The sequence below is a fragment of the Pseudomonas sp. NPDC088368 genome, from assembly GCF_044753445.1.
In the GTDB taxonomy this organism is placed as follows: Bacteria; Pseudomonadota; Gammaproteobacteria; order Pseudomonadales; family Pseudomonadaceae; genus Aquipseudomonas; species Aquipseudomonas bambusae.
Window position 1 is genome coordinate 249,440 of record NZ_JBIVNG010000003.1, and the last position, 25,000, is coordinate 274,439.

23 protein-coding genes are annotated in these 25,000 nt (G+C 60.0%); 13 read left to right on the top strand and 10 right to left on the bottom strand.

Going from position 1 to position 25,000, the window contains the following annotated elements; all coding sequences use genetic code 11:
• The first annotated feature begins 185 nt into the window (after window positions 1-185).
• The 5 genes from glcD (at window position 186) to ACIQAL_RS07480 (ending at window position 6,829) form a co-directional block, all read left to right on the top strand.
• Window positions 186-1,685, top strand: a complete 1,500-nt coding sequence (glcD, locus tag ACIQAL_RS07460) for a glycolate oxidase subunit GlcD (RefSeq protein ID WP_401144105.1) — start codon at window positions 186-188, stop codon at window positions 1,683-1,685.
• On the top strand, window positions 1,685-2,782 hold the full coding sequence (glcE, locus tag ACIQAL_RS07465) for a glycolate oxidase subunit GlcE (protein ID WP_401144107.1): 1,098 nt from the start codon (window positions 1,685-1,687) through the stop codon (window positions 2,780-2,782). The genes glcD and glcE overlap by 1 nt, the downstream gene beginning before the upstream one ends.
• 2 nt (window positions 2,783-2,784) lie before the next feature.
• Window positions 2,785-4,008: a glycolate oxidase subunit GlcF gene (gene glcF / locus ACIQAL_RS07470; protein WP_401144108.1), complete on the top strand. Its 1,224-nt coding sequence runs from the start codon at window positions 2,785-2,787 to the stop codon at window positions 4,006-4,008.
• 45 nt (window positions 4,009-4,053) lie between these two features.
• On the top strand, window positions 4,054-4,461 hold the full coding sequence (locus ACIQAL_RS07475) for a heme-binding protein (RefSeq protein WP_401144110.1): 408 nt from the start codon (window positions 4,054-4,056) through the stop codon (window positions 4,459-4,461).
• Between the two features lie 190 nt (window positions 4,462-4,651).
• Window positions 4,652-6,829 (top strand): malate synthase G, encoded by a 2,178-nt coding sequence (locus ACIQAL_RS07480; RefSeq protein WP_401144112.1) that lies wholly within the window; start codon window positions 4,652-4,654, stop codon window positions 6,827-6,829.
• Window positions 6,830-7,128: 299 nt separating this feature from the next.
• Here the strand turns inward: ACIQAL_RS07480 and ACIQAL_RS07485 are convergent, their stop codons facing one another.
• Complete coding sequence (locus tag ACIQAL_RS07485; RefSeq protein ID WP_401144114.1) at window positions 7,129-8,145, bottom strand: LacI family DNA-binding transcriptional regulator; 1,017 nt, start codon at window positions 8,143-8,145, stop codon at window positions 7,129-7,131.
• 271 nt (window positions 8,146-8,416) lie between these two features.
• Here ACIQAL_RS07485 and ACIQAL_RS07490 point away from each other — a divergent pair, with 271 nt between their 5' ends.
• The 3 genes from ACIQAL_RS07490 (at window position 8,417) to csrA (ending at window position 11,143) form a co-directional block, all read left to right on the top strand.
• Window positions 8,417-8,932: a gluconokinase gene (locus ACIQAL_RS07490; RefSeq protein ID WP_401144540.1), complete on the top strand. Its 516-nt coding sequence runs from the start codon at window positions 8,417-8,419 to the stop codon at window positions 8,930-8,932.
• 115 nt (window positions 8,933-9,047) lie between these two features.
• Window positions 9,048-10,400, top strand: coding sequence for a GntP family permease (locus ACIQAL_RS07495; protein WP_166595103.1), 1,353 nt, complete (start codon window positions 9,048-9,050; stop codon window positions 10,398-10,400).
• Window positions 10,401-10,951: 551 nt separating this feature from the next.
• A complete protein-coding gene (csrA, locus tag ACIQAL_RS07500; protein ID WP_166595181.1) occupies window positions 10,952-11,143 on the top strand; it encodes a carbon storage regulator CsrA in 192 nt (63 codons plus the stop codon).
• A gap of 202 nt (window positions 11,144-11,345) precedes the next feature.
• Here csrA and ACIQAL_RS07505 read toward each other — a convergent pair whose 3' ends face one another.
• The gene (locus ACIQAL_RS07505; protein ID WP_401144116.1) at window positions 11,346-11,588 is read right to left on the bottom strand and encodes a DUF465 domain-containing protein; all 243 of its coding nucleotides are present in this window, start codon (window positions 11,586-11,588) and stop codon (window positions 11,346-11,348) included.
• Between the two features lie 189 nt (window positions 11,589-11,777).
• On the opposite strand from ACIQAL_RS07505, the gene ACIQAL_RS07510 reads away from it, so the two are divergent.
• Window positions 11,778-13,022, top strand: a complete 1,245-nt coding sequence (locus ACIQAL_RS07510; RefSeq protein ID WP_401144117.1) for a M20/M25/M40 family metallo-hydrolase — start codon at window positions 11,778-11,780, stop codon at window positions 13,020-13,022.
• 186 nt (window positions 13,023-13,208) lie between these two features.
• On the opposite strand, the gene panE is transcribed toward ACIQAL_RS07510, so the two are convergent.
• Together panE and ACIQAL_RS07520 are read right to left on the bottom strand one after the other, a co-directional pair.
• The gene (panE, locus tag ACIQAL_RS07515) at window positions 13,209-14,141 is read right to left on the bottom strand and encodes a 2-dehydropantoate 2-reductase (RefSeq protein ID WP_401144119.1); all 933 of its coding nucleotides are present in this window, start codon (window positions 14,139-14,141) and stop codon (window positions 13,209-13,211) included.
• Window positions 14,142-14,315: 174 nt separating this feature from the next.
• Entirely contained in the window at window positions 14,316-15,746 is a 1,431-nt protein-coding gene (locus ACIQAL_RS07520; RefSeq protein WP_401144121.1) for a pyridine nucleotide-disulfide oxidoreductase, read from the bottom strand.
• A gap of 920 nt (window positions 15,747-16,666) precedes the next feature.
• On the opposite strand from ACIQAL_RS07520, the gene ACIQAL_RS07525 reads away from it, so the two are divergent.
• Window positions 16,667-16,981: a hypothetical protein gene (locus ACIQAL_RS07525; protein WP_401144123.1), complete on the top strand. Its 315-nt coding sequence runs from the start codon at window positions 16,667-16,669 to the stop codon at window positions 16,979-16,981.
• 41 nt (window positions 16,982-17,022) lie between these two features.
• Here ACIQAL_RS07525 and ACIQAL_RS07530 read toward each other — a convergent pair whose 3' ends face one another.
• The 3 genes from ACIQAL_RS07530 to ACIQAL_RS07540 all read right to left on the bottom strand — a co-directional run bounded on the left by ACIQAL_RS07530 (window position 17,023) and on the right by ACIQAL_RS07540 (window position 18,959).
• Complete coding sequence (locus tag ACIQAL_RS07530) at window positions 17,023-17,457, bottom strand: hypothetical protein (protein WP_401144124.1); 435 nt, start codon at window positions 17,455-17,457, stop codon at window positions 17,023-17,025.
• A 394-nt stretch (window positions 17,458-17,851) separates the two neighbouring features.
• Window positions 17,852-18,115 carry a DUF1652 domain-containing protein gene (locus ACIQAL_RS07535; RefSeq protein WP_401144126.1) on the bottom strand — a complete coding sequence of 88 codons (264 nt, stop codon included), beginning with the start codon at window positions 18,113-18,115 and terminating at the stop codon, window positions 17,852-17,854.
• 367 nt (window positions 18,116-18,482) lie between these two features.
• Window positions 18,483-18,959, bottom strand: coding sequence for a GNAT family N-acetyltransferase (locus ACIQAL_RS07540; RefSeq protein ID WP_166595095.1), 477 nt, complete (start codon window positions 18,957-18,959; stop codon window positions 18,483-18,485).
• Between the two features lie 412 nt (window positions 18,960-19,371).
• On the opposite strand from ACIQAL_RS07540, the gene ACIQAL_RS07545 reads away from it, so the two are divergent.
• Window positions 19,372-20,292: a hypothetical protein gene (locus ACIQAL_RS07545; RefSeq protein WP_401144128.1), complete on the top strand. Its 921-nt coding sequence runs from the start codon at window positions 19,372-19,374 to the stop codon at window positions 20,290-20,292.
• A 187-nt stretch (window positions 20,293-20,479) separates the two neighbouring features.
• Here the strand turns inward: ACIQAL_RS07545 and ACIQAL_RS07550 are convergent, their stop codons facing one another.
• A complete protein-coding gene (locus tag ACIQAL_RS07550) occupies window positions 20,480-21,337 on the bottom strand; it encodes a LysR substrate-binding domain-containing protein (RefSeq protein ID WP_401144129.1) in 858 nt (285 codons plus the stop codon).
• 109 nt (window positions 21,338-21,446) lie between these two features.
• On the opposite strand from ACIQAL_RS07550, the gene ACIQAL_RS07555 reads away from it, so the two are divergent.
• Both ACIQAL_RS07555 and ACIQAL_RS07560 read left to right on the top strand, forming a co-directional pair.
• A complete protein-coding gene (locus ACIQAL_RS07555) occupies window positions 21,447-22,160 on the top strand; it encodes a haloacid dehalogenase type II (protein WP_401144131.1) in 714 nt (237 codons plus the stop codon).
• 11 nt (window positions 22,161-22,171) lie between these two features.
• Window positions 22,172-22,969: an aldolase gene (locus tag ACIQAL_RS07560; RefSeq protein ID WP_401144133.1), complete on the top strand. Its 798-nt coding sequence runs from the start codon at window positions 22,172-22,174 to the stop codon at window positions 22,967-22,969.
• Between the two features lie 86 nt (window positions 22,970-23,055).
• Here the strand turns inward: ACIQAL_RS07560 and dctM are convergent, their stop codons facing one another.
• The gene (gene dctM / locus ACIQAL_RS07565) at window positions 23,056-24,339 is read right to left on the bottom strand and encodes a C4-dicarboxylate TRAP transporter large permease protein DctM (protein ID WP_401144134.1); all 1,284 of its coding nucleotides are present in this window, start codon (window positions 24,337-24,339) and stop codon (window positions 23,056-23,058) included.
• Window positions 24,339-24,971: a TRAP transporter small permease gene (locus ACIQAL_RS07570; protein WP_166595088.1), complete on the bottom strand. Its 633-nt coding sequence runs from the start codon at window positions 24,969-24,971 to the stop codon at window positions 24,339-24,341. Before ACIQAL_RS07570 ends, dctM begins: the two co-directional genes overlap by 1 nt.
• Window positions 24,972-25,000: the final 29 nt, after the last annotated feature.

Here is a 25,000-nt window from a genome sequence, read left to right on the forward strand (position 1 = left end):
TGTGATTGATTTATCTGGGTTTTATCAAATCGCATTGTGCAAACGCCAAAAAAAACTGGTTCGACCAGTGCGTTCAGACATGGACAGTAAATCCCGCGCAGCCAATGATGCAAGTCAGCCGTAGAACGTTCCTGCCGTGAACGGGCCTTAATCAATAAGAACAAAACAGGGTTGCGAACCCCATCATGAATATTCTGTACGACGAACGCGTCGATGGCGCGCTGCCTGCCATCGACAAGGCCCAACTGCTACAGGCCTTGCAGACCCGCCTCCCGGATCTGGACATCCTCCACCGCGAGGAAGAGCTGCGCCCCTACGAATGCGACGGCCTCTCCGCCTACCGCACCACGCCGATGCTGGTGGTGTTGCCGGAGCGGGTTGAGCAAGTGCAGACGCTGCTCAAGGTCTGCCACGAACGCGGCGTGCCGGTGGTGGCACGCGGGGCGGGCACCGGACTGTCCGGCGGCGCACTGCCGCTGGAAAAAGGCGTTCTGCTGGTGATGGCGCGTTTCAACAAGATCCTGCACATCGATCCCGCCGGACGTTTCGCCCGCGTACAACCCGGCGTGCGCAACCTGGCGATTTCCCAAGCCGCAGCGCCCTACGACCTTTATTACGCCCCCGACCCGTCCTCGCAAATTGCCTGCTCCATTGGCGGCAACGTCGCGGAAAACGCAGGCGGCGTGCATTGCCTCAAATACGGCCTGACCGTGCACAACCTCCTGAAAGTGGACATCCTCACTGTCGAGGGCGAGCGCATGGTGCTGGGCTCCGACGCGCTGGACACCCCCGGTTTCGACCTGTTGGCGCTGTTCACAGGTTCGGAAGGCATGCTCGGCATCATCACCGAGGTCACGGTCAAACTCCTGCCCAAGCCGCAAGTGGCGCGGGTGCTGCTGGCAGCCTTCGATTCGGTGGAAAAAGCCGGCCGTGCCGTGGGCGACATCATTGCCGAAGGCATCATTCCCGGCGGGCTGGAAATGATGGACAACCTGGCGATTCGCGCCGCTGAAGACTTCATTCACGCCGGTTACCCGGTGGACGCCGAAGCGATTCTGCTGTGCGAACTCGACGGCGTTGAGGCCGATGTGCACGCCGATTGCGATCGTGTGCGGGCCGTACTGGAAAAGGCCGGCGCCACGGAGGTGCGTCAGGCCAAAGATGAGGCCGAGCGCGTGCGCTTCTGGGCCGGTCGCAAGAACGCCTTCCCTGCCGTGGGTCGGTTGTCGCCGGATTACTACTGCATGGACGGCACCATCCCGCGTCGGGAACTGCCGGGCGTGTTGAAGGGCATTTCCGCGCTGTCCGAGGAATACGGCCTGCGCGTTGCCAACGTTTTCCACGCGGGTGACGGCAACATGCACCCGTTGATTCTGTTCGATGCCAACCAACCCGGCGAACTGGACCGCGCCGAAGCGCTGGGCGGCAAGATTCTGGAGCTGTGCGTGAAGGTCGGCGGCAGCATCACCGGCGAACACGGCGTGGGTCGCGAGAAGATCAATCAGATGTGCGCGCAGTTCAACAGCGACGAACTGACCCTGTTTCATTCGGTAAAAGCTGCGTTCGACCCCAGCGGCATGCTCAACCCCGGCAAGAACATTCCGACCCTGCATCGCTGTGCCGAATTCGGCTCGATGCACGTGCACATGGGCAAACTGCCCTTCCCTGAACTGGAGCGTTTCTGATGGGTGCCGAACGTCAATTGAACCTCAGCGCGTCGGACCGCGACGCCAGCGACGTGCTGCTGGAACAGGTCAATCAGGCCATTCAAGTGGGCCTGCCACTGCGCATTCAGGGCGCCAACAGCAAGGCGTTTCTCGGTCGCGAAGTGGCGGGTGAAGTGCTCGACACCCGCATTCATCGCGGCATTGTGGCGTACGACCCGACAGAGCTTGTGATCACCGCCCGCGCCGGCACGCCGCTCAGCGAGCTGAATGCCGTGCTTGAAGCGGCAGGCCAGATGCTGCCGTGTGAGCCACCGACTTACAGCGACGGCGGCGTGACTGACGCGTCGGTGGGCGGGATGATTGCGGCCGGGCTGTCGGGGCCGCGTCGGCCCTGGTCCGGTTCTGTGCGGGATTTCGTTCTCGGCACTCGCGTGATCACTGGCCTGGGCAAGCATCTGAAATTCGGCGGCGAAGTGATGAAAAACGTCGCGGGCTACGACCTGTCGCGCCTGATGGCGGGCAGTTTCGGCTGCCTAGGCGTGATCACCGAGGTCTCGCTGAAGGTCCTGCCCAAGCCTCGGCTGTGCACCAGCCTCGCGCTGGAAATGGACAGCGTTCACGCCCTCGCCCGCCTGGCAGAATGGGGTCAGCAACCGCTGCCGATCAGCGCGGCGTGCCATGACGGGCGCGTGCTGCGATTGCGTCTGGAAGGTGGTGAAGGCTCGGTGGCGGCCGCTCATGATCGCCTCGGTGGCGAGTCCATCGACCCTGCGTATTGGGGCGCGCTGAACGAACATCGGCTGGATTTCTTCACCGACGGCCGCCCGCTGTGGCGCCTGTCGTTGCCGACGAACACCGGGGTGCTGGACCTGCCGGGGGATCAACTGATCGACTGGGGCGGCGCGCAACGCTGGCTGAAAACCGACGCGCCGGGCAGCGATATTCGCGCCCTCGTCAATACCGTCGGCGGCCACGCCATTTGTTACAGCCACGGCCTGGATGACAGCCCGTTTCAGCCGTTGGCGGAGCCACTTTTGCGCTATCACCGCCAGCTCAAGGCGCAACTCGATCCGCACGGAATCTTCAATCCGGGCCGAATGTACGCGGAGATCTGACCATGCAGACCACCCTGAGCGAACACGCGAAAAGCCTGCCCCGCGCCGAAGAAGCGGAAAGCATTCTGCGCAGTTGCGTGCATTGCGGTTTCTGCAACGCCACGTGCCCGACCTATCAATTGCTGGGCGACGAGCTGGACGGCCCCCGTGGCCGGATCTACCTGATCAAACAGGTGCTGGAAGGCAAGGAAGTCACCGAAAAAACCCAGCTGCACCTCGACCGCTGCCTGTCCTGCCGCAACTGCGAAACCACCTGCCCGTCCGGGGTGAATTACCACAACCTTCTGGACATCGGCCGGGCCGTGGTCGATGCCGCCGTGCCGCGGCCGATGGGTCAGCGCGTGGTGCGCGAGAGCCTGCGTGCCGTGGTGCCCAACGCCGGGCTGTTCAAGTCCCTGACCCAGATGGGCAACGCGTTTCGGCCACTGCTGCCCGGCGCGTTGAAGGACAAGCTTCCGGGCCAGATTCGTCCGGCCAAGGCGCGCCCTACCGAGCAGCACGCCCGTCAGGTATTGATCCTCGAAGGCTGCGTGCAGCCAGGCCTGTCGCCCAACACCAATGCGGCGACGGCGCGGGTGCTGGATCGACTGGGCATCAGCGTCAAATCCATCGCTCAGGCCGGGTGCTGCGGCGCGGTGGATTATCACTTGAACGCGCAGGCGCAAGGCCTGGAACGCGCCCGTCGCAACATCGACGCGTGGTGGCCGAGCGTGCAGGCTGGGGCCGAAGCCATCGTACAGACGGCCAGCGGTTGCGGGGCGTTCGTCAAGGATTACGGGCACATGTTGCGGGACGACCCCGCCTATGCCGACAAGGCGGCGAAGATCAGCGCGCTGACCAAGGACCTGGTGGAAGTGATGCGCGCCGAGCCGCTGGAAAAACTCGGTGCCTGCACCAGTGTCAAGCTGGCGTTCCACTGCCCTTGCACCCTGCAACACGCGCAGAAACTGGGTGGCGCGGTGGAGTCGGTCCTGACGCGATTGGGCTTCAACCTGACCGCCGTGCCGGACAGTCACCTATGCTGTGGCTCGGCGGGCACCTATTCGATCACCCAGCCGGTGCTGTCGAAGCAACTGCGCGACAACAAAATGAACGCCCTGGAAAGCGGCAACCCGGAGGTCATCGCGACCGCCAACATCGGTTGCCAGACCCATTTAGCCAGTGCCGGGCGCACCCCGGTCAAACACTGGATCGAACTTATCGAAGACGCCTTGCATCCCAGTTGATCACGGGCCGTCTTGCACACTGACCACACCCCTAAGGAGCGCTGCATGAAAACCAAAGCCGTATTGACCCAGACCGAAGTCACCCAGATCCTCGCTGCTGCCCGTGCCGAGGCGCAGGCCAATGGATGGGCGGTGTCGATTGCCGTGACCGATGACGGCGGCCACCTGCTGGGCTTCGAACGCCTGGACGGCTGCGCGCCGATCGGCGGCTACATCGCCATCGAAAAAGCCCGCACCTCGGCGCTGGGCCGCCGCGAATCCAAGGGCTATGAAGAAATGGTCAACGGCGGGCGCACCGCGTTCGTGACGGCGCCTTTGCTGACGTCGCTGGAAGGTGGCGTGCCGGTGATTGTGAATGGCGAGACCATTGGTGCGGTGGGCGTGTCAGGGGTGAAAGCCGATCAGGACGCGCAAGTGGCCAAGGCTGGCGTGGCGGCCGTGAACGCAGGTTAAACCTCTCGAATTGACCCTTTCCAAATCCCTCGGGATTGATGGCTGAACGCAACCCCTGTGGGAGCGAATTCATTCGCGATTGGCCGGTACATCCGACACATCTCTATCGGGTGTACGTACGTCTCGCGAATGAATTCGCTCCCACAGAGACCGCATCAACCGTAAGCAGAATTTTTATGGAGACCCCGAGATGACCGAATTCGTCAACAGCCACAACCTCAAGGTGGCCGCCAATCTGAAACGCTTTGTCGACGAGGACGTGCTTCCCGGAACAGGGTTGAGCCCGGAGGTGTTCTGGGCCGATTTCGATTCGCTGGTCCACGACCTGGCGCCGATCAACCGCGAGCTGCTGGCCGAGCGTGATCGCTTGCAGACCCAGCTCGACAAGTGGCACAAATCCAACCCGGGCCCGGTCACTGACATGCCCGCGTACATCGCCTTTCTCGATTCCATTGGCTACCTGCAACCGGTGCCCGACACCGTCCAGGCGACCACCAGCAAGGTCGACATCGAGGTCAGCGAACAGGCCGGTCCACAACTGGTGGTGCCTGCGGCCAACGCCCGTTACGCCCTCAACGCCGCCAACGCCCGCTGGGGGTCGCTGTACGACGCGCTGTACGGCACCGATGCAATTTCCAGTGCCAATGGCGCCGAGATCAAGGCCGGTTACAACCCGTTGCGCGGCGCCAAAGTGATCGCGTTCGCCCGCGCGCTGCTCGACGAGGCCGCCCCGCTCGCCTCCGGTTCCCACGTCGACGCCAAAGCCTACGCCGTGGACAGCGGCGCGCTCATTGTGACCCTCACCGATGGCAGCCAGTCGCCGCTCGCACAGCCGGAGAAATACGTCGGTTATCAGGGCGATCTTGCACAGCCCACGGCGATTCTGCTGAAGAACCACGGCCTGCACATCGAAATCCAGCTCGACCCTACCAGCCCCATCGGCAGCTCCGACCCGGCAGGCATCAAAGACTTGCTGCTGGAAGCCGCGCTGTCGACCATCATCGATTGCGAAGACTCGGTGGCCGCCGTCGATGCCGACGACAAGCTGGTGATCTACCGCAACTGGCTGGGCCTCATGAAAGGCGACCTGACCGAAGAACTGGTCAAGGGTGGCAAGACCATCATCCGCCGCCTGAACCCTGACCGCGAATACGTGGGGGCGGACGGCGGTCGGCTGACCTTGCACGGTCGCTCGCTGCTGTTCATTCGCAACGTCGGCCACCTGATGACCAACCCGGCGATTCTGTACGACGGCAACAAGGAAATCCCCGAAGGCATTCTCGACGGCGTGATCACCAGCCTGATCGCCCTGCACGACCTCCACGACCGCACCAACTCGCGGACCGGCAGCGTATACATCGTCAAACCGAAGATGCACGGCCCGGCGGAAGTGGCGTTCGCCGATCAGTTGTTCGGGCGCATCGAAGACGTGCTGAAGGTCCCGCGCAACACCTTGAAAATGGGGATCATGGACGAGGAACGGCGCACCAGTATCAACCTCAAGGCCTGCATCAACGCGGCTTCGGCCAGGGTCGCGTTCATCAACACCGGTTTTCTGGACCGCACCGGCGATGAGATGCACACCTCGATGGAAGCCGGGCCGATGCTGCGCAAAGGCGACATGAAAGCGACGCCGTGGATCAAGGCCTACGAGCGCAACAACGTGCTGGTCGGGCTGGCCTGCGGTTTGCGCGGTCGGGCGCAGATCGGCAAGGGCATGTGGGCGATGCCGGACCTGATGGCCGACATGCTGGAACAGAAAATCGGTCACCCGAAAGCCGGTGCGACGACAGCGTGGGTGCCTTCGCCGACGGCGGCGACGCTTCATGCGCTGCATTATCACAAGGTCGATGTGAAGGCCGTGCAGCAGACGCTGGAGAACATCGATCTGGACAGCGAGAGCGAACAGATCCTGCTGGACTTGCTGAGCATCCCGGTCGCTGCCGATCCGAAATGGACACCCGAGCAGATTCAGCAGGAAGTCGAAAACAACGCTCAGGGCCTGCTGGGCTACGTGGTGCGTTGGGTCGAGCAAGGCGTGGGCTGTTCGAAGGTGCCGGACATTCACAACGTCGGCCTGATGGAAGACCGCGCAACACTGCGCATTTCCAGCCAGCACATTGCCAACTGGCTGCGCCACGGCGTGATCCATGAGCATGAGGCGATGGAAACGCTCAAGCGCATGGCCAAGGTCGTGGACAAACAGAACGCCGGGGACCGGGCCTACAAGCCGATGACCGAGAATTTCGAGAAGTCGGTGGCGTTCCAGGCGGCGTGCGCGCTGGTGTTCAAAGGCTGCGCGCAACCGAGCGGGTACACCGAACCGCTGCTGCACGAGTTCCGATTGGCGTTCAAGAAGGAAGAGTGATTCTCAACGGCTGAAATGCGGTTTTACTGTGGGAGCGAATCCATTCGCGAAAGGCTCGTACACTCGATGCACATGTGTCGTCAGTGGCGCCGTCTCGCGAATGCATTCGCTCCCACAGGTTGATCGTGCCCACGCTCTGCGTAGGAACGAGCACATTATCGTTCATGAGTTAAAACGCAGTCCCACTGTGGGAGCGAATTCATTCGCGAGAGGCCAGTACATTCGATGCACATGTGTCGTCTGCAACGCCGTCTCGCGAATGAATTCGCTCCCACAGGTTGATCGGTGACCGGTTGCGATCAGGTACTTTCCCGCACCACCAACTCAAATCCCAAGTCCACCTGTTCCTCCTGCACATTGCCGTCCAGCAACCCGAGCAGCAATTGCGCGGCGCGCTGGCCGACCTGTTCGCGGGGGGTGCGGATCGAGGTCAGGCGCGGGACCATGTGCGCTGAGCCCGGCAAATCGTTGAAGCCGATCAGCGACACTTGCTCAGGAATTTTGATTCCCCGACGCAGCGCTTCCAACGTCGCGCCCTGGGCCAGGTCGTCGTTACAGAAGAAAATCCCGTCAACGTCCGGATGCGCCTCCATCAACTGCGCGAACATCTCCCCGCCCAACCCGATCGATGACGGCATCGGCGTGGAAAACTGCAACGCCTCGTCATACAGCCCTTCCGCTTCCAGCGCCCCGCGAAACCCGGTGCCACGCTGGATCACTCGCGGGTCCAGTTGCGCCGACACATACGCCAGCCGCCGACGCCCACGACTCAACAGATGCCGCGCCGCTTCGGCCCCCGCCTGCTGCTGGGAAAAGCCCACGCAGGGCTCGCCGCGCTCGGGGTCGAGTTCCATCATGTGCACGCACGGCACGCCGCTGCTGGCCAAAAGCGTCTGCGCCGCCTGGCTGCGGTCAAAACCGGTCAGCAAAATGCCTCTTGGGCGATTCGCCAAATGGCTGCGCAGCAAATTTTCTTCTTCGACCGGCGAGTAGTGGTAGTTGCCGATCACCACTTCCAGACCGCGAGGGCGCAATACGGTCTGAATCGCTTCGAGGGTTTCGATGAACAGCTGGTTGGACAGCGACGGCACCAGCACCACCACCGACTGACTCTGCGAGGACGCCAGAGCCCGGGCGGCAGGGTTGGCGACATAGCCTAGACTCAGCGCAGCCGCCCGCACCTTCTCCACCAATTCCGGCGCGACCGTGGCCACGCCGCGCAGGGCGCGTGACGCCGTAATGGGCGAGACAGCGGCCAGTTTTGCGACTTCATTCAAGGTAGGACGACCGGTGGAGCGGGAACCAATGCGTGTCATGCGTTGCCAACTGATTGGAAGTGAAAGCGAAGGGGTTGCGATTGTGTCGGATGGGCTCTAAGGTAGCGCTATCTCACGGAGGCCCGCAACTTCTTCGACCCATGCGTCGAATGGAGCCAATGCATCTCATGGATAAGCGAGATACCCATAACAATGACTACACCCGGAAACAGTCTTGCCGGATTTGCACACCATCCGACAAAGACAGCGCTGTCTTCGGGAAGAGGTTTCTATGACGACTGCTCCACACGCTATCTCCGCCCTCGTGATCATGGGTGTTTCAGGCTGCGGCAAAAGTGCCGTGGGTGCTGAAATCGCCAAACACAGCGGCGGCCGCCTTATCGAAGGCGACGCCTTTCACCCCAAAGCGAATATCGAGAAGATGAGCGCTGGCCATCCCCTCAACGACGAAGACCGCGCTGGCTGGCTGACCCGTCTGGGCGAAGAAGTGGCCACCGCGCTGCGCAACGGCGAAAAGCCAATTCTCACCTGCTCTTCCCTCAAGCTGATTTACCGAGACCGCCTGCGCGCTGCAGTGCCGGGCCTGGGCTTCGTGTTTCTTGAGCTGACCAAAGAACTGGCCACCGAGCGTTGCGCCCACCGTCCGGGGCACTTCATGCCGGCCAGTCTGGTGGACAGCCAGTTCGCCACCCTCGAACCGCCGTACGGGGAAGACCGCACGCTGGTCGTGGATGCGACGAAATCCATCGAGACCATTGGCGTGGAAGCCGCCGACTGGTGGAAAGCCTCGCAAACCCCATCTGCCAACGCTCTCACCGGCTCCTGATTCAGGATCAGGTGTGAGCGACAAAGATAGCGCTGTCTTTTCAAGTACACACGGCAGTGAACAACAGCGTTGAGCAGTAGCTCCAAAAAAACAAAATACAACGGAGAGACACCCCATGTTCGGTATGACTCAAGAGACGTATCTACTCGTCGATGCGTTGGTGACCATCATTGGCCTCGTGCTATTGATCACCAAGTTTAAAGTCCACCCTTTTATTGCACTGACCATTGCAGCCGGTTTCCTCGGCCTGACCTCCGGGATGCCGGTCGACAAAGTCATGAAATCGTTCCAGGACGGTTTTGGCGGCGTGCTGGGCTTCGTCGGTATCATCCTCGGCCTGGGCACCATGCTCGGCAAGCTGATGGCCGACTCCGGCGGTGCCGATCAGATCGCCCAGACGCTGATCCGCCGCTTCGGCAAGGATCGCGTGCATTGGGCCATGATGTTTTCGGCCTTCCTGGTCGGCATTCCGCTGTTCTTCGAAATCGGCTTCGTGCTGTTGATCCCGTTGGTGTTCATCGTTGCCCGTCGCAGCGGCGTGTCCATCGTCAAGATCGGCATCCCGCTGCTGGCGGGTCTGTCCGCCGTTCACGGCCTGGTGCCCCCGCACCCGGGGCCGTTGCTGGCCATCGGCATCTTCAACGCTGACATCGGCAAGACCATTTTCTACGGCCTGATCGTGGCGTTCCCGACGGCAATCATTGCCGGCCCGATTTTCGGCAAGTGGATCGCCAACCGCATCCCCGGCAACCCGAACAAGGAGCTGATGGACCAGATCGCCAAGGAATCCACCAGCGAGAATCTGCCAAGCTTCGGCATTACGCTGGTGACCATTCTGCTGCCCGTGTTCCTGATGCTGCTGAAGACTTTCGCGGACGTGGCGCTGCCGAACGGCCACATCTTCCGCATCTGGATGGACTTCATCGGTCACCCGATCGCCGCCCTGCTCTTCGCCCTGCTGCTGGCGTTCTACACCTTCGGTTCGGCCCGTGGCTTCAGCCGCGAGCAGATCATCAAGCTGCTGGACCAGAGCCTTGCGCCGGTCGCTGCCATCGTGCTGATCGTCGGTGCGGGCGGTGGCTTCAAGCAAATGCTGGTGGACAGCGGCGTCGGCAACCTGATCGGTCACATGGCCGTTCAGGCGCAGATCTCGCCGATCCTGCTGGCGTGGCTGGTAGCCGCGGTGATTCGTGTGGCCACCGGTTCCGCGACCGTGGCGACCATCACCGGTGCCGGTATCGTTGCGCCGGTCGTGGCGCTGGTGCCAGGCGTCAACCGTGAGCTGCTGGTGCTGGCCACCGGCGCGGGCTCGCTGATCCTGTCCCACGTGAACGACGCCGGTTTCTGGCTGGTGAAGCAGTACTTCAATATGACCGTGGTCGAGACCCTGAAAACCTGGACCGTGATGGAAACCATCCTGTCGGTGGTCGGCATCATCCTGATCATGCTGTTGTCGCTGGTGGTCTGATCCGCTGACCGCCGCACACGCTTCGCAACACCCCATGCCCACCCTCGCGGTGGGCATGTCATTTCTGAATCCCTCCCGATGCTTGAACGCCCTCCATAGGCCGTTTTACACGTGCTATTCCCCCAAATGGTGGGCATAACACTATTTCTTTCCGCGCGTTCTCACTTTGCCGTCACACAATTCGGAAGTCTCCTACACTGCTCTAGGAGATCGCGCACAGGCAATTCAGCGAAAAATTTCATCGCCGCCCGGCACGAGTTCTTTGCAATAAATGCGAAAGGAGTGTGCAATAGGCGCCGCTCCGGATTTGGCTATGGAAGTCATAGCCAATCTGTAGGGGACTTACTGCACCAAAGCAGGCAAAAATTCGTGTGCCAGTTGGCCTCAGGGAAACCCCGCCAATGACAAGAAGATGAACCTGGGGAATTAAAAACGTACCAACGGCGTCATACTGATGAACGCATTTGGATGCACTCGGCAATAACCACCACCCAAAGGCTAACGCCAGCCTCCTGGTAGAGGCGCTTCAAGAGGCCATCAAGGAAAAGATTATGTTGATACTCACCCGCAAAGTCGGCGAAAGCATAAACATTGGTGACGAAATCACTGTCACCATTCTGGGCGTTCAGGGCCTTCAGGTCAGACTCGGCATCAACGCGCCGAAGAACGTTTCAGTACACCGTGAAGAAATCTACAAACGTATCCAAGCCGAGATCGCGCCAAACCAAGAGCCACAACAGTAAGCCCACCCGGTTCATCTTCTTAGTACGTCGTCTGCCACTACCCGGTGACAGACAAAAAAGAAACGGCGCAGGCCCCGGCGCCGTTTTTTTTCGCGTAAGTTTTGGATCCATGAGACGTTCATGCTCAAGACGCGAAGCGCAGACAAAAACGGCGAGCACCCCGGAGAGTGCCCGCCGTATCGATCACCGGAACCCAAGCCAATCAGTGAAGTGACGTGACCTGCTGGACGATCTTGTCTTTGGCCAGCAAACGTTTTTCCTTGAGTTTCTTTAGCTGGTCGTCCGAGACATCCCCCGCAGACCCCGCCTCTGCCTTGAGGATATCGGCATCCAGCGTCTCGTAGTCATCCACCAACTGATTGAGCTTGGCATCTTTGCTCCGATGCTTGCCCAGTTCGTCCCGGGTGATGTTCAAATCGGCGTACAAATCGTGCTTGACGGGCATGGTGCGCTGCTCCTCTGACTGCGGATGTTGAAGTATTGAGGGTAGCTCACGGCAAAGGTTCGACGTTTTTTGCCGAGCTGCCGGACCACCAACAGACCCTCCAACGTGTCGCATTTCGACATGCACAATCCTGTACAAGCCGCTAGGGTATGAACCGAAACCTTCCATAACAACATCAAGGATCGACCCATGACGCTGCTTTTCGCCCGCTCCTTTCTCACCAGCACCCTCGCCCTGAGCCTCGCTTTTCTGGCCGTTCCCGCTGCCCTCGCAGAACCCCATAAACAGGTGCAAGCCGATGCCGAGCAGTACAAGGACGAAGCGCTGAAACTGCTGGAACGTCTCGTCAATATCGACACGGGTTCCGGCTATGAGCCCGGTCTGACACAAGTGCGGGAAATCACCGTCGAGGAACTGAAAAAACTCGGCGCCACCATCGAGACCATTCCCAATACCGCTCCCGACAAAAGCAGCCATGTAGTCGCCACACTCAAACGCACCGGCAAGGCGAAAATCCTGCTGATGGCGCACATGGACACTGTGTTCAAGGAAGGCTCGGCCGCAGCCCGCCCTTTCCACATCAAAGACGGCCGCGCGTACGGACCGGGGGTGATGGACGACAAGGGCGGGATCGTTGCCGGGCTTTATGCGCTGAAGATTCTGAAAAACCTGGAGTTCAAGGACTACGCACAGATCACCTTCCTGCTCGATGCCAGCGAGGAGACCGGTTCCAAGGGCGCGACCGAGCTGATCCAGAAAGTCGCGAAGCAGCACGATGTGACATTGAACCTCGAACCGGGTCGTCCTGCCGATGGTTTGGTGGTGTGGCGCAAAGGCAGCGCGACGGCCGTGGTCGAAGTGAAAGGCAAGGCCTCCCATGCCGGGGTCGCGCCGGAATTGGGCCGTAATGCGGCGATGGAGGCTGCGCACCAGATCCTGCAATTGGGTCAGTTGGGCGACGCCGAGAAGAAAACCACCATCAACTTCACCGTGCTCAATGCCGGGGATCGGGTGAACGTGATCCCCGATCAGGCAACGGCCAAGGCGGACGTACGCGCAGCGGTGCCGGAAGAATTCGACCGCATCGAAAAAGACTTGGCGCGGGTCTCGGCGAACAAGCTGATTCCGGAAACCGAAGTGACCACCCACCTGGACCGTGGCCTGCCACCGATGCCGCAGACGGCGGAGTCGGACAGACTGGTGGCGATGGCGCAAGGCATCTACGGCGAAATCGGCCGCAAATTGACCATCGAAGGCAGCGGCGGCGCGGCGGATGCCAGCCTGTCGGCGGGGGTGGGCGTGCCGACGCTGGACGGCTTTGGCATTGTCGGTGGCAATATCCACACGCCGGAGGAATACGCCGAAGTGGACAGCGTCTCGCCACGGATTTACCTGCTGACGCGGATGATCATGGAATTGGCGAAGACGAAGTGACTGATCGCCACGCTTGATACGCATGACCAAGGTGAGAGCGAACCGTTCGTGAACAGGCGCAGATGATGGATATGCGTCGGATGTGCCGCCGCCTCGCGAATGAATTCGCTCCCACAGTAGAGACCGTGCGTGCCTCAACGCGCGCGGTGAGGCACGGACACGCTCAGGCGGTCCACAAAGTGCCAGTCAACCCTGTTCACGCACTCGACGGGCTTCGTAGGACTTGAGGTTCAGGTAGACGACATCAAGGGGCGACAGGTCGTCCTGCGTAGTGCTACCCCGCCGGGCAACCATATCGCCAATCAGGTGCTCGACTTCGATGGTCGCGCCCCGCTCCACATCTCGCAGCATCGATGCGGTCATCTTGGAGCCTTGAGCGGTCAGCATGGTCTGGAAACGCTGCCGGACCTCCTCCCGAATGCCGTGACTGGCTTGCGTGGCGACGGCTGCGCATTCTGCAAGGAGCTCAAGAATAAACGACGCCCCTCCGCTGGCGATCACGTCCCCGATGCTTGCGCGCAGCGATCCCGTCACGCCGGCGAGCGTGGCAATGAAACACCACTTTTCCCACATTTCCTGAACGATCTGCTCACTCAGCGTGGCGACGAATCCTGCATCGGAGAGGGCTTCTTCCACCTTGAGAATTCTCGGCGTCCGCGCACCCTCCAACTCGCCGAAGGTGATCTGATGAAGCTCGTTCAAGTGCAGAATCTTGCCCGACGCGTCGCGGTCCACCGAGATGAACGCCAGACCGCCCAGCACGTTGTCCGGGCTGAAGCGCTTGCTCAGTCGATCCAGATGAGACATGCCGTTGAGCATCGGCAGAATCAGCGTGTCAGGCCCCACCGCAGCCGCGAAAGACTCCATGGCCGCATCGAGGTCGTAGGCCTTGCAACTGAGTAGGATCAGGTCGAAGGTCGTGTTCAACATGGACGTCATGACATGGGGGGGCGACGGGTAATCGATATCACCCGCCGGACTGCGAACAATCAGACCGTTCTGGTCCAGCTCTTCTGCTCGTCCCTGTCGTACCAGAAAGGTCACGTCACGCCCGGCTTCCAGCAAACGACCACCGAAGTAGCCCCCAATCGCACCTGCACCCACGATCAAAATACGCATGTTCTGTCGATTCCTCGTCGAGACGGTCAGAGTGTTCCGACACTCCAGAATAGATGCCCGGAACAGATGATGGCGCCGACTCTACCCAAAAGTTTCATGATGACCAACATATTGCAGGCAAAAAAAATCCCGGCCCGCGCAGGCGGTCCGGGATGTCGATGCAGCAAGGCCGGGTCAGGATTGAGCGTTGGCCAAGACCGGCCAGAGGAACGGATGGCGCTGATCTTCGCGGCTGACAACCTGTTTGCGGCTGAGGCTGACCGGTTGCAGCACAGGCTGCTGCAAGCGCTGAATGACAGCGTCGATGACGGCTCCGCTGGCATCGTGGTGGAACTGCCAGACGCCATAAATGCGCCCGTCAAATGAGGCTTCGCTGCCCAGTCGAGGGTCTACGCCCAGCCCTGCACCCAAGCCGAACAAGTGAAGACCGAAGAGCCGCTGTCCATGGCTGTCGAGCGGACACCCCGACGGGTCGGAATCCACGCCGCCTTTGACGGCCATCAGGTTGATGGCACCACCGCCTGCGTAATTCAGCGCAGGCAGCAAGGGCTGATAACCGGTGCACTGGACCACCACGTCGGACTCCAGCAACGCCTGGCGCGCACCTTCGTATTGGCCTTGCGGACCGTTCTGGGTTTGCAGCAGTTGCACCCGCACGCCCGTCTTGCCGATGTGCCCGTTGGCCAGCGCCTCGCGTCCGACGTCCAGCGCTCGATAGCGCAAGCCGCCCGAACGATTGACGCGACCGGACACCGGACACACGTCTCTCAGCGGGTCGAAGGCATAACCGGCATCGGTTGCCGCCTGCGCGGTCTCGTAGAACAGCCGGATGGGAGAACGGTGCACCAGCGTCACTTCGGTCAGGCCTGCAAACTCCAGCGCGTCCGCCAGATTTTCCAGCACTGAAAACGCGCTGTGCGAACCGCCGACTACGCTTATTCGGCCCTTGCCCGCCAAGGTGGGCGCAAAATAATCCCGCAGTTGCACGCCATTCATGCGCAGCAGCAGATCAGCGCTCAGCACCCGCGATGACGGTGGAACGGCGAGGCCTTGATCCGCCAGGCTGTCGAGCAAATGCTGGGGGTCTTGACGCCCACCGAGGTTCAGCACGACAGCGCGGCAGCGAATACGCCGGGAACGCCCCTCGGACTCGACCCACACCTGATACTCGTCGTCGTGGCTCACCACTTCGGTGATCGTCGTACTGGTCCACAGCTTGACGCCGTAATGTTCGACGATGAAATTCAGCACCAGGGTCGAGGCTTCCGCGAGCAGTTCGGCGACATCTGCCAACTGCGGGGCGCTCTGCGCCTGTCGGCGGATACGCCAGTAGGCAGGTGAATGCTCAAGCGGCTCGAATACGTCACGCAGCGCAGGGTCGCGAAGACAGTCCAGGAACACGTCACCCACGGAGTTCGCGGTAATCCGGTAATCCCCAAGGCGACCCGTACCCGGTGTGGGGCTCGCATCGACAATGATCAGGCCTTCCTTGGCCAGCTCCGGCATTGCGCCGCTTTTCAATGCATTGAAAAGCAACCCCATGCCTGCAGGCCCGGCACCCCCTACAACACAACCGCAAACGGTTTCCAGATGATCTCCATACATAATCTTGACTCCGAACTTAGTCGATGCTTTGAGTGCAGCCCGAAGACTGAACCCTGAAGAACAGGCACAACCCGCTGCCCGCGCTGACGTGACTTCCATTTATGTCAAACTGGATACTGACAACTAATAAGTTGATAACAAACTCGGGGTGCGACTACTGTCACAAGTGGCCGTGTGCGCCAACGCTTGAAACAAACGTATCTCACACGGCCCGGGCAGTACTCCGTGGCACATTTAGGCGTTTACAGACACTTACTCAAATGTCGGATACCACTGATCGGCACGCCATAAATGGCATGTTTATCAGTGAGTTGAAAAAACGAGCGATGGATTTTCAGAGACGCTACCGCCCTGTCGCCGGGCGTCCTTGGTGCAGCATCTGAGGTGCCGAGTTCAATAGGTAGTTGGCTATCTAGAGGCCCGTTACTATCAAAACTGTAAAGCGATAGTTTCAAAAAACCCGAGAAGTGTCAAATTTTCGAGAAAATGACAGCATCGACGTTTACACTTTTCAACAGACTGATTTATATGAGTTTTATATTTTGACGACAGAATACTGTCAGCCTGCAGCAAACCCATCGATTTTTAAAATAGAAAAACAGTATGTTCGTCCTCAATGCGAGAGGGTGTGCATTAAAAGTTGGACGCTTACTTCCCACTAAACAGTCGACTTTCTGCCGCCAGTAACAAGTAATGATGCGGCCGATGCAAAAGACACGCATTAAATGATCAGCAGCCAATACCAGGCAATTAAATGACGCCGGTTTTACTGAGGTGCGACATCGCGCTCAATCCTGACGCCAAATTTGACAGCCGATGAATGGCGCCCCTTCCAGTCAAAAAAACAGAACTATTTCAAGCAGATCCTGCTCCATTGTCAGGCTTATGCTCACTTTTGAATGGATATAGAGGTCGCCGCCATGAATGCTGAGAAAAACCTTCGGTCCAGCATTGCCGAAATCGATTACTCACGGGACACCTTGTTCGGCCCGATCCCCATGCAGGCGACGTGCAGAGTCCGGTTGGCGACGATCGAACACGACGGCCACACCTTGCGCGAGCTGACCATCATTGGCGACGTTCCGGACTACCTGTCCAAATCAGCGATCATTCGGGTCGCGATGGACGGCCGGATAGAGGCAGGTCCTGTACGTGACCATTACGCGACGCAAGACAGCGGTGAGGCGCAGTTCAGGCTGCTGTTCGAGAATGAGCATCGGCGACGCGCGCACTGAGGGCGTCAGCCTGAGAACGGAGGCAAGGGTCTTTTAGGCGTTCAATGTCGAGGGCGTTGGGTCGAGGCACGCATGTCGGTCTCAGCGTGTAACTCGTCAGTGTGCTGCATCAAAGCGCGGGTCAGCGCCCCACCCTCTTGAGACGTATCGTTTTCCACCGGCGAATATCCGCCGGCTCCTGCGCCCGAGCCGGGCTCGTCTTGCCGGCCATAGCGCAAGCCATCAAGCTTGGGCGCCGCGTCGAGAATCGGGTCGGGCGGCAACAGGCGCTGACGCTCAAGCTCCGTCATCGGAGGTTGAAACGAGGCATTTCTGGCTTCCAGACGTTGCAGCATGATCAGAATCGCCGCCACGCACACCAGCACAATGCCCAGCAATGCACCAACGCCTATCATCACCTTGCGTCGGCGAAGCATCTTTGTGAAGGATTCACCCTCTGCAAACGCTGGGGTGGTTCCGGGGCGAAACTCAGCCATGCATTCCCCTTGGCCTCAATTCAGATCGTGATCAGCATACCGCCGCCGATGGCGACCTAAGATAAAAGGTAAATCAACGCTTTGCCACTGGCTTTTGCACTGCCACTCCTTTGCGGACCTGGCAGGGCGTGCCACCTAAGGTCATTGCTGAGGGAAAGTCGATGATTCAACACGATAAACGCTCATATTTTCTCTTCATTCGAATGCGCAAGCGTGAATATAACGTTCATCTGCACAGGTGTTGAAATATCCCTTTGATAACGCCAAAGGTATATATAGAAAGTAGTAAAGATTGGAGAAGCTTTACGTCGAACGCCGCGCAACCCCTGAACAGCAAAACGCCCAAGACAATGAACTCGTCATGGGCGTCCTATCAATAAAAACCGGAGATTGTTCAACTGGCCAAGGCCTGCCTTTGCAGGTGTTGCGTATTGATCAAGTCGGCCCGCAATTCAGAAATCAGCTCGCAAAGCGCACGACTCGTGTCCAGCTTGTCCAGCTTGATACCGCTGGCCAGCAGCTCAACCCGCTCTGTGAGGGGATCAATGACTTCAACGGTCATGGTGTCGTCCAGGACGGTGCAATTGCAACGCTTGGGCAGAAACGCACTTTCTATGATGCTACGCAATTCAAGATTCGAGAGGGTGCATGCAATCATTGGCGATATCCTCCAGAGGCGCTCCCTGTTACCACATAAACAGTGGTCCGCCTAACTAACGGTCGAAAGTCTGCCGAGGCTTACTTCCTCCAATTCGTCATTTAAACCCCAGCGTTTTTGGCGAATAACCCAGTTATACGCCTCGCCCAAAAGTGAAGCAACCGGCCAAAAAAGTGCACCCTATTGGGGAGCCGCATAGGGCAGAAAAAGAAAAAACGTTTCACCGGTGCGAACAAGCGGAATACTGACAAGGTTTACATCGAACACGCGCGGCGTGCGATCGAAGTAAGTGCTGTAATGGTGGTTTTTTTTGACCGGCCATTCGTCGGTCGCTCGAAAGCGTACCGACGAATGACGCAGATCGCGATCATGCGTGAGGCAGGCGCAGGTGAATCAGCGCCACGCGATTGCCGCGCTTGTCCAGCCGCTCCTCGATGGCGAATGGCTTGAAACCGAGCTTGGGGTAAAACAGCAGGCCAGGCACGTTATGGTTGAAACATGACGCGGTCAGCTCTTTGGCTTCGTGCTTGCCGAACGCCAGCTCCATCATGCAGCCGATCATGTAGCGGCCCACGCCCTTCGAGCGAGCGTGAGGCGCGATGATGACGTTGCCCATGGAGCAGCGGCCACGAAAATCGTATTTGGAGAAATTGGCAAACCCGACCACCTCGCCGTTGAGCTCGATGACGGTGTTGTCCGAACGCTGCTCGATGGCGTCGCTCAGTTGGGCAGGGGTCAGCGGAAACACCGCCTTGGGAAACATGTAGAAGAGCTCGTCGACACTCTGGGGCATGTCACAGATTGCCGGGATGTCTTTTTCTTCCAGGGGGCGATGTATGAACATGACGGTTAACCTCTTGAAGAAACAGGAGCTGAGCGGAAACTATAGGCCAAACACTGGCATCAAGACATCACCGAAAGGTCGTAAGCGCACATATAGATGTCATTCCGATGATGCCGACCCGCGTAAGCCTGACTCCATAGGACACTTTTTTCGGAAAAATGTGCCCGAGTGTTTCGATGAATTGCCCGAACACGCGAACAACCCGCTGCAACCCCCTGATCCGACTGAACTTATTGCAACCGGGCAGAACGCCCGCGCTGTACCGCCCCTTCATGCAATTTGCATGAACGTCAGATATTTAAACATTTTCAACCCATTGATAAATAACGATTTATCCGCGCAAGACCGACTGGCACAACCGCTGCAATGGTCACCAGCGAAGTACCACATTATTCGCATGGAGCAGCACAACATGAACGTCACGCCTGATTCTTATCCTGCCGCCGTAGAAGAACCCTCCTCCGTCTCAGGTGTGTCCTGGGGCGCCATCTTTGCCGGTGCCGCTGGCGCCGCTGCGTTATCACTGATTCTCGTCTTGCTGGGCTCGGGCCTGGGCTTCTCGGCCATGTCGCCGTGGGCCAACGAAGGCGCCAGCGCCAAGACCCTCGGTATTTCCACCGTGGTCTGGCTGGCCTTCACTCAGATCGTCGCCTCGGGCCTCGGCGGCTACATCGCGGGCCGTTTGCGCGTGAAGTGGTCGAACATGCACGGCGACGAAGTGTATTTCCGCGACACCGCTCACGGCTTCCTGTCCTGGGCCATTGCAACCTTGGTGGCGGCGGTGTTGATCGTCGGTTCCGTCAGCGGTCTGGTGGGCAGCGGTGTCAAGGCTGGTGCCAGCGCGGTAGCCGGTGTGGCCGGTACTGCAGCGGTTGCAGCGGGTAACACCAGCAGTGACCAGTACGGCTACTTTGTCGACAGCCTGTTCCGTGATGACCGCCCTGCCGCCGTCAGCGACGACGCAGCCCGCGGCGTCGTGGTGCGCATCTTCACCAAGACCCTGGCCAACGACGGCCAACTGGCCCCCGAAGACCGTACCTACCTCGCTCAACTGGTCGCTCAGCGCACCAACCTGAGCCAGGCCGATGCCCAGGCCCGTGTTGACCAAGTGTACGGTCAGGCCAAACAGGCCGTTGCCGATGCCAAGCTGAAAACCCAACAGGCTGCTGAAACCGCTGCGAAACTCGCGGCTGCCAGCGCCCTGTGGACCTTCGTCGCGCTGCTGTGCGGTGCCTTCGTCGCGAGCTTTGCCGCGATCTGGGGTGGCCGTCGTCGTGACGCCGTGACCTACGTTGAAACCCGTGCCTATACCAACACTGCCAACATTCGCTGATCAAGGAGATCCATCATGCGCTCATTACTTCTGTGGTTCCTGGGTGTGCCTATTCCAGTGATCATTCTGATCGCGCTGTTCATGCACTGACACTGATGCACTGACAGAGTCGTAGACGATCCGCGCGGCGCCCTTCGCAACACAGGGCCTGCGCGGATTTTTTTCGTCTGACGAAAAGCGATCCCTCTCAGTTGCCGGACATCTGCGCCTTCATGTAATCCACCAGCGTTCGCTGCACATTGGTCAACAAGCGGTTGCCGCTCACCAGCGCCAGCTCGCTTGGAGGCACTGGCGCAAACCCCTCTTCCACGCTCAGCAGCCGATGATCATCGAGCATGGCCGATGAGGGCAGCAGACTGATGCCCAGCCCCGCCGAGACCGCCGCCTGAATCCCCACCAGACTCTGACTGGCGAACGCCACTCGCCAACGCCGCCCGGACGACTCCAGCGCGTGCACGATGCGGTTGCGGTAGATGCAGCCCTGCGGATAGACCACCAACGGGACCGGGTCATCGATGACCTGCACGCCACGCCCCGTCACCCAATTTACCTGTTCCGGCCAACTGGCCAGTGCGGGCTCCTGTTTCGGTGAGCGATCACGCTTGATCAGCGCCAGGTCGATGTCCCTGCTCTCCAGCCGGGCGTGCAGATCGACGCTCAGGCCGTTGACGGTGTCGAGGCGAATCCGCGGAAAAGCCTGCGCGAAGCCGGACAGCAACGTCATCAGCCGTTGCACGTCAAAGTCCTCCGGGACCCCAAGCTTGACCACCCCGGAGTCGTCACCGCCGCACAGCACGCTGTGGGCTTCGAGCGCCAGCGACACCAGACGCCGCGCATAGCCAATCAGGCGCTCGCCGTCTTCGGTGAGTTCGATGTGCTTACTGGCGCGCTGGCGCAGCAGCAATGGCCGCCCCAGATGCTCTTCGAGTTTGCGAATCTGCTGGCTGACCGTGGACTGCGTGCGATTGACCCGCTCCCCCGCTTTGGTGAAGCCTCCGGAATCGACCACTGAAACAAAGGTGCGCAGCAATTCGAGGTCGAACATGGCAGCCTCTAACATTTGATTAGCGAATTAACTTCGCAATTTAATTTAATTTTACGATGAGCACCATGGCTTTTAAGGTGGAGTTACACACTCGTTCACGGAGCCGACCATGACCCTTTCCGCTCACTCTCGCCCACGCTGGATCACCTTCGATTGCTACGGCACGCTGATTCAATGGGACGAAGGCTTGCTGAGCTATGTCCGCGAACTGCTGGAACGCAAAGGCAGCGCAACGCTGGACACCGACGGGTTTATCACGATTTATGACCGTCACGAACACCGTCTGGAGCAGACCCCGCCGCACCAATCGTTCGCCGACATTTCGCGGCAGTCGATGGCGCTCACGCTGGATGAGCTGGGCCTGCCGTGTGAGCCCGAAGACGCCGAGGGGCTGATCCGTCGCATCGGCCAGATGCCGCCGTTCCCGGAAGTGCAGGCCACGCTGAAATGGCTGAAGGATCAGGGCTTTCAGCTGTGCATCGTCTCCAACACCGACGACGACATCATCGCGGGCAATGTTGCGCAACTGGGCGGCCACATCGATCGGGTCATCACCGCGCAACAGGCGCAGGCCTACAAACCGAATCATCAGCTGTTCCTGCACGCGCATCAGCACTTGGGCGTCGGCATCGACGAGGTGTTGCACATCTGCGCCAGCCCGCACCTGGACCTCGAAGCCGCCAAGGGCATGGGCATCCTTTGCGTGTGGATCGACCGCGGGACGAAACGCAAACCGTTGACGGACTACACTCCAGACGCGACGCTGCCGGACCTGTCCCGTGTGCCGGACTATCTGCGCGGCAAGGGCTGGGCCAACGAATAAGGAGACGAGGCATGGCGCACGACTTGCGTATCAGTCAGTTCAATGAACGGCACTACCACGAACTAGAGCACGACCTCAATGCCCCTGCCGTCAAGGCAGCCCGCGTCGATCTGGCCGCAAGCCTGCGCATGGCGGCGCGTCTGGGATTGAGCGAGGGCATTTGCAATCACTTCTCGGCGTTGGTGCCGGGGCATCCGGAGCTGTTTCTGGTCAACGCGTATGGCCTGTCATTCGAGGAGATCACGGCGTCGAATCTGTTGATCTGCGACTTCGACGGCAACGTGGTCATGGGCGACGGCAAACCAGAAGCGACGGCGTTCTACATCCACGCCCGCCTGCACCTGCACAAGCCCCGCGCGGTGGCGGCCTTTCACACGCACATGCCCAACGCGACGGCGCTGGCAATGCTTGAAGGCGAGCCGCTGGCGTGGGCCGGGCAGACGGCGCTGAAGTTCTACGGGCGAGTGGCGGTGGACGAGGATTACAACGGCCTGGCGCTGGACAACCGGGAAGGCGACCGGATCGCAGCGTCGATGGGCCAGGCCGACATCGTGTTTCTGAAGAATCACGGGGTGATGGTCACCGCGCCGAGCATCGCTCAAGCGTGGGATGACCTGTACTACCTGGAACGCGCGGCGGAGGTGCAGCTCAAGGCGATGAGCAGCGGACGATCGCTCAAGCAGATCGAGCCCGAGGTGTTGCTGCGCACGGCCCGGCAAATGAGCGAGGAAGACCCCGACAGTGCGCGGGCGCATCTGGAGAGCGTGAAACGCTTATTAGCGCGACATGAGCCAGATTTCGCAGATTGAGCGACGAAAAAGGCCCCCGAAGATTCGAGGAATCGACGAGGGCCAAGGCACTGCGCTCACAGTTCGGTTACAGGTTCAGCATGTCGTTACGGCATCCCCAGCCAGTTCGGCAACGCCAGCGAGATGAACGGCACGTACGTCACCAGAATCAGGAACAACAACAGGATAGACAACCACGGCAAGGCTGCGCGGATCGTTTGTCCCAGGGTCAGGCCCGTCACCGCCGAGGTCACGAACAGGTTCAGACCCACCGGTGGATGCACCAGACCGATCTCCATGTTCACCACCATCACAATGCCGAGGTGAATCGGATCGATCCCAAGCTTCGTGGCGATCGGGAAGAAGATCGGCGCCAGGATCAGCACGATCGCCGAAGGCTCCATGAAGCTCCCGGCCACCAGCAACACCACGTTGACCATGATCAGGAAACCAATCGGCGTCAGCCCCTCAGAGATCACCCAGTTGGTGATTTGCTGCGGGATCTGCTCGGTGGTCAGCACGTGGGCGAACAGCATCGCGTTGGCGATGATGAACATCAGCATGATCGACAACCGACCCGACTCCAGCAGCACTTTCGGGCAGTCACTTACGCGCATGTCCTTGTAGACGAACAGCGCGATGAAGGCTGAGTACACCGCCGCCACGGCCGCTGCTTCGGTCGGGGTGAACATGCCGCTGTAGATCCCGCCGAGGATGATCACCAGCAACAACAGCCCCCAGAACGCCCGCCGTGCCGTGGCCAGCCACTGACGGAACGACACGCGCGGTTGCGCAGGCAGTTTCTTGACCCGGGCGACGATGTAAATCACCACCATCAGGATCACGCCCAGCAGAATCCCCGGCACGACACCGGCGATGAACAGTTTGCCCACCGAGGTTTCGGTCGCGGCCGAGTACACCACCATCACGATGGACGGCGGAATCAGAATCCCCAGCGTACCGGCGTTACAGATGATCCCGGCGCCAAACTCCTTCGGATAGCCCGAGCGCACCATCCCCGCCACGGCAATCGACCCCACCGCCGCCACCGTCGCGGGCGAAGAGCCCGACAGCGCCGCGAACAGCATGCACGCCAGCACCGCCGCAATCGCCAGACCGCCGCGAATGTGGCCGACGCAGGCGTTGGCGAAGTCGATCAGACGTTGCGCCACACCGCCGGTGGTCATGAACGCGCCGGACAGCAGGAAGAACGGAATCGCAAGAAAGGTGTAGCTGTCGGACGTCTCGAACAGCTTGATCGCCAACGAGCTCAACGAGTCCGGGCTGAACAGCAGGATCGAGGTCGCACCGGCGAGTCCCAGGGAGATCGCGATCGGCACGCCCAGGAACATGAACACGAACAGCAACAGGAACAAACAGATAACCGTCATCAGTGTTGCTCCTCATTGGGGTTGGCCAGTTTGCTGGCTTCTGCCGCTTCATCGGCCAGGCCCAGGCCGGTCTGACGATGGGTCCAGATGCGGTAGAGGATTTCCAGATACCGGGCGATCACCAGCGCGAAACCGATGGGCACGATGACCGTGATGTAGGCGACCTTGACGCCGTAGCGGTCGAGGTCTTCGGCCCCGATGCCCGCCACGAACAGCGCCGACACCCATTTGTAGCTGGCGATGAGGAACAGGCCGGCATAGGCCAGGCAGCAGGCGCACGCGAGCATCGCAAGAAGGCGCTGCACCGGTTTGCTGGTTTTTTTCACCAGCGCGTCAACGCCCAGGTGACCCGCCGTACGCACGCCGTAGGACACGCCGAAAAAGATCAGCCAGCCGAACAGGGCTTTCGTCAGCGCCACGCTCCAGGTCATTTCCTGGGCGTACCCCATGGTGTGGTCGCCGAGGAAAGAGAAGAAATCGCTGGTGACGGTCCATTTGTCACTCAGCGTGTAAAACAAGGTGTAGATGTTGTTGAGCGCCACGTAGACGAACGTCACGAGCGTCATGGCAGCCAGCAGAAAGGCGATCATGCCCTCCTCCAGATGCTCCCAGAGTCGCGTCAGCGATTGCATAAGAAATCTCCGCACATAGAGAGAGCGGC